The organism is Lentzea sp. (assembly GCF_036380075.1).
GTDB lineage: Bacteria > Actinomycetota > Actinomycetes > Mycobacteriales > Pseudonocardiaceae > Lentzea.
Map to the genome: position 1 here is coordinate 1 of NZ_DASVFL010000283.1, position 4,410 is coordinate 4,410.

1 protein-coding gene and 1 pseudogene are annotated in these 4,410 nt (G+C 68.0%); one reads left to right on the forward strand and one right to left on the reverse strand.

What is annotated here, in order from left to right:
• Nucleotides 1–3,915, forward strand: a 3,915-nt coding sequence (fxsT, locus tag VF330_RS30075; protein WP_330855068.1) for an FxSxx-COOH system tetratricopeptide repeat protein, incomplete at its 5' end; no start/stop codon positions are given.
• A gap of 7 nt (nt 3,916–3,922) precedes the next feature.
• Here the strand turns inward: fxsT and VF330_RS30080 are convergent.
• A pseudogene (locus VF330_RS30080) lies at nt 3,923–4,410 on the reverse strand (HEXXH motif domain-containing protein); the annotation flags it as partial.

The window sequence follows — 4,410 nt, forward strand, 5'->3', positions numbered from 1 at the left end:
ACCGCAGACCAGGTCGCGCAGACCGGCCGCTGGTGGCCGGTGACGAAGCCGCAGACGGAGAAGTGGCTCGACCTCACGCTCGTCGTCGACCGCAGCCCGCTCATGACGCTGTGGCAGGCGCAGGTCGACGACTTCACCGAGATGCTCAAGCAGCTGGGAGCCTTCCGCACGATCCAGATCCGCCTCCTGGAGGTGGTGCGGAACCCCGACGGCTCGGCGAACCCGGTGCTGCGAGGCGGCACACCGGACACACCCCCGCGAGATCCCGCCGAGATCGTGGAAGCCTCCGGTCGCCGTGTCGTCCTCCTGCTGACCGACGGCGTGGGCGACACCTGGCGGCCGGACGTCCTGCTGCCGCTGCTGGCCACGTGGAGCCGCACGATGCCGGTCACCGTCGTGCACCTGCTCCCCCAGTGGCTGTGGGAACGCGGCCGGGTGCGAACGCACCGCGCGGAACTGAACTCGCACGGCACGATGAAGCCCAACAGCCGGTGGTCCTTCGACCTGCCCGACGCCTGGCTCGAGCCCGACCCGGAGTCGCTGACCGGTCCCGGCACCGTGCCGATCCCCGTGGTCGAGATGCGCCCGAGGTGGCTGCGCTGGTGGAGCGGTCTCATCACCGGAGAGGGCCGCGGCCCGGTCACCGGCACGGTGCTGCTGGCCACCCGCGACGTCGTGCCGGCGAGCACCGTCTCCCCGCCGGCGCAGGACCAGATCCGCCAGTTCCGAAGCCAGGCGTCCCCACCGGCGTTGCGGCTGGCCACTCTCCTCGCGGCGGTTCCCGCGCACTTGGACGTCGCTCAATTGATTCGCCGCCAATTCGTACCGGAGGCAGGAAACGACCACCTGGCCGAATTGCTCCTGAGCGGGCTGTTGCGACCGGCCGAACCGGAGGACGACGAGGGCATCGGGGACACCAAGGCCTTTGCCTTCTCCCAAGCAGTTCGCGAACTGCTGCTGAGCGGAGCGCGACGATCCGAGACCGCCGGCGTTGTCCAGGCGGCCGCCGCCGCGTTTTCGGACCGCCTCCCCGTTCTCGCGCGACTTCGGGATGCCATAGCCGATCCGCATGGCACTCCGGATCCCGAACCCACCAGCGACCCGGGGGACGTAGAGCTGGAACGCGCGATCATGAGAGCCTTGTCCGGCCCATACTTGTCCCGTGCGGACCGACTCCACAAAGTCGGGACGCACGGGCGTTCCGTTTTGCTGGCCTCTGAATCAATCAAGGGCAGCCTGAGCAGGACTGCGAGCGAGGACATGCCTGAATTGGCCGAGCGTCCCAGCGATTCCTCTGCAACCTCCACACCGGACGCCCAACCGGCTCGGCCCACCGATGTGAGCATTTCCGACTCGCCCGCCGACTCTCCTGCATATCACATCTCTTCCAACCCTCGCACGTTCCATAAGCGGCAGAAGGATGATCCCCCACCCGTGTGGGGGAATGTGCCTCCGAGAAATCCCAACTTCACCGGAAGGAGGGAACTGCTCGAACAACTGGGCAAACGCCTGTCGGCGGGCGGCACCACCGCAGTGCTTCCCTCCGCATTGCACGGTATGGGCGGTATCGGCAAGACCCAAATGGCGACGGAGTACGTCTACCGCCATTCCCAGGACTACGACCTGATCTGGTGGATCGAAGCAGCTCGCGTCACCCAGATCCGCGCCAGCCTGACCGACCTGGCGAGGCAGCTGGGCCTTCCGGGAGCGTCCGAGGCGAACACGGCGGTACCGGCGGTCCGCGAGGCGCTGCGCGTCGGCAGGCCGTTCCGGCGCTGGTTGCTCATCTTCGACGCGGCCGAGGCCCCCGAGGAAGTGCTGCCGTTCATCCCCACGAACGGCCCAGGCGAAGTGCTGATCACCTCCCGCAACCCCGACTGGGCGGGCGTGGCGAGGCCGCTGGAGCTCGCCGTGTTCGAGCGCGAGGAGAGCATCGAGCTGCTGGGCAAACGAGGCCCCGACATCGACGCCGGCGACGCGGACCGGCTCGCCGAGAAGCTCGGAGACCTCCCGCTGGCAGTGGAACAGGCGGCGGCCTGGCGAGCGATGACCGGCATGCCGGTGGCCGAGTACCTGCGCCTGTTCGACGAGTCGGTGGCGGAGATCCTCGACACCTCCGCGCCCCCGGCCTACGAGGTCTCGGTCGCCGCGGCGTGGAACGTCTCGTTCGACGAGCTGAAAACCCGCAACCCCGCGGCCCACCAGATCCTGCACATCTGCGCGTTCTTCTCGCCGGAGCCCATCTCCCGCGACCTGTTCACCGGCGTCAGCCGCGGCGTGTCGATCTCCCCGGAACTGGACGAGGCGCTGCGCGACCCCATCAAGCTGTCCAAGGCGATCCGCGACATCAACCGCTACGGCCTGGCGAAGATCGACCACGGCAACAACACGATCCAGCTCCACCGACTGGTCCAGTTGGTCCTGCGCAACCGCGTGATGGCGCCGCAGCTGCAAGCCCAGATGAAACACGGCGCGCACCAACTGCTTTCCGGCCGCGACCCCAACGACCCCGAGTCGGCCCGCCACTGGGCGCGCTACCGGGAACTGCTGCCGCACGCCTACTCGGCCGACATCGTCGACTGCGAGGACGGCTGGGTCCGCCAGCTGGCGATCAACCTGATGCGCTACCTCTTCGCCTGGGGCGACCACGAGGAAGCCGCCAAGTTCGCCGAGTACGCCCACGACAAGTTCGAGCGGAAGCTGGGCCCGACCGACCCGCAGACCCTCGACGTCGCACAGCGTCTCGGCCTGTACCTGTGGGGCCTCGGCCGGTACGAGGAAGCCGCCAGGATCAACCAGCTCACCCTCCAGCGCCGCATCCAGGTGTCCGGTGAGGACAGTGAGGAAACGCTGGCCCTCCAGACGAACATCGTGATCGACCAGCGCGCGAAGGGCGACTTCGCCCAGGCTTCGAAGCTGAGCGAGGAGATCTACCTCAAGTCCAGGCGCCTCTTCGGCGAGGACGACCCCGACACCCTCAACGCGGCGTACCAGCACGCGCTGAGCCTTCGCCTCTCCGGGGAGTACGCGGCGGCAGCCGAACTCGACGAGAGCACCCTGCAGCGGCGGACCGAGGTCCTGGGCCCCGACCACCCCAAGACCCTCTACTCCAGCGCCGCGCTCGTGGTGGACCGGAGAGAAGCCGGTGAGTACATACGAGCTCGGATAGATCAGGAAAGCGTCACCAGGCTGTTCGAGTTGCGGTTCGGGGAGGAGAACGCCGACAGCAAGACCATGGTGTTCCTGCAGTCGGTCGCTAGGCGCAAGGACGGCGACCACGTCAGCGCACTTGATCTTTCGACAGCGGCCTACAGCCAGCTGACGGTGGCCTACAGCGCTGACCACCCCACCACCATGGCTTGCGCGCTGGCGCACTCGATCGACCTTCGCCATTCAGGTGATCTCACCAAGGCGAAGGAGCTGGGAGAGATGATATTCGAGCGGTACCGCCTCAGCCTGGGAGACGATCACCCGCACACCATCGCCGCGACAGTCGACCTCGCTGTCACGTTGCGCCTGCGAGGTGAGGCTGCCGAGGCCCGTCAACTGGACGAACGCGCACTTGAGCACTACAGGTCAGGCATCGGCCCGAACCACCCCTACGCGATCATCGCGACCATCAACCTCGCCAGCGACCTGGCAGCCACCGGCGAGGTCGAGATGGCGGTTGAACTGGGTGAGGACGCTGTCAGCCGTGCGGAGCGAGTGCTGGGCGCCGACCACCCCACGACCTTGGCCGCCGCCATCAACCTCGGTCTCGACCTGCGGGCGTTGGGGCGCACGAAAGAAGCAGAGCCCTACCGCGACCCGGTTCTGGGCAAGTACCGCAAGGTTCTGGGCGAGGCTCACCCCGGCACCATCGCCGCTATCAAGGGCGCACGCGCGGACTGCGACATCGACCCGATGCTGATGTAGCCCCACCTCAACCGAAGACGAGCTGGCCGATCCACGCCGCGACGTCCTCCAGAGCCGGTGGTTCAGCGGCTGTGCATCGCAACTCGCGGTGCACAGCCCGCACCAACTCCGGACGATGCAGCAAGGCGCGCGAAGCAGGGCCAGGTCCCGCCGCGTCCAGCGCGATTCCCAGCCCGATCAGGGACGCCGGCCGGTCCGGAGCTGCCCGGAGCTCGGCTCGATAGCCCCTGACCGCGTCCTCGAACCGGCCGGACGCGAAGGCGAAATCGGCTGATGTGGCTTCGGGCACCGTCGACCAGACAGCAGCAAGCCTTGCTCGCCCGTCGCCACCCAGCCCCTGTCGGATCAGGGCGGCGCGGCTGCGTGGCCATGAGCCGTCCGGTATCGGTGTCAGGGACACGGCGGACTGGATCGACCCGACTGGCGGCATGTGCGTGCCCGCGCGCCAAGCGCCCACGATCTCGGCCACCGCCTCGGGATCCGGACGCAGATGCC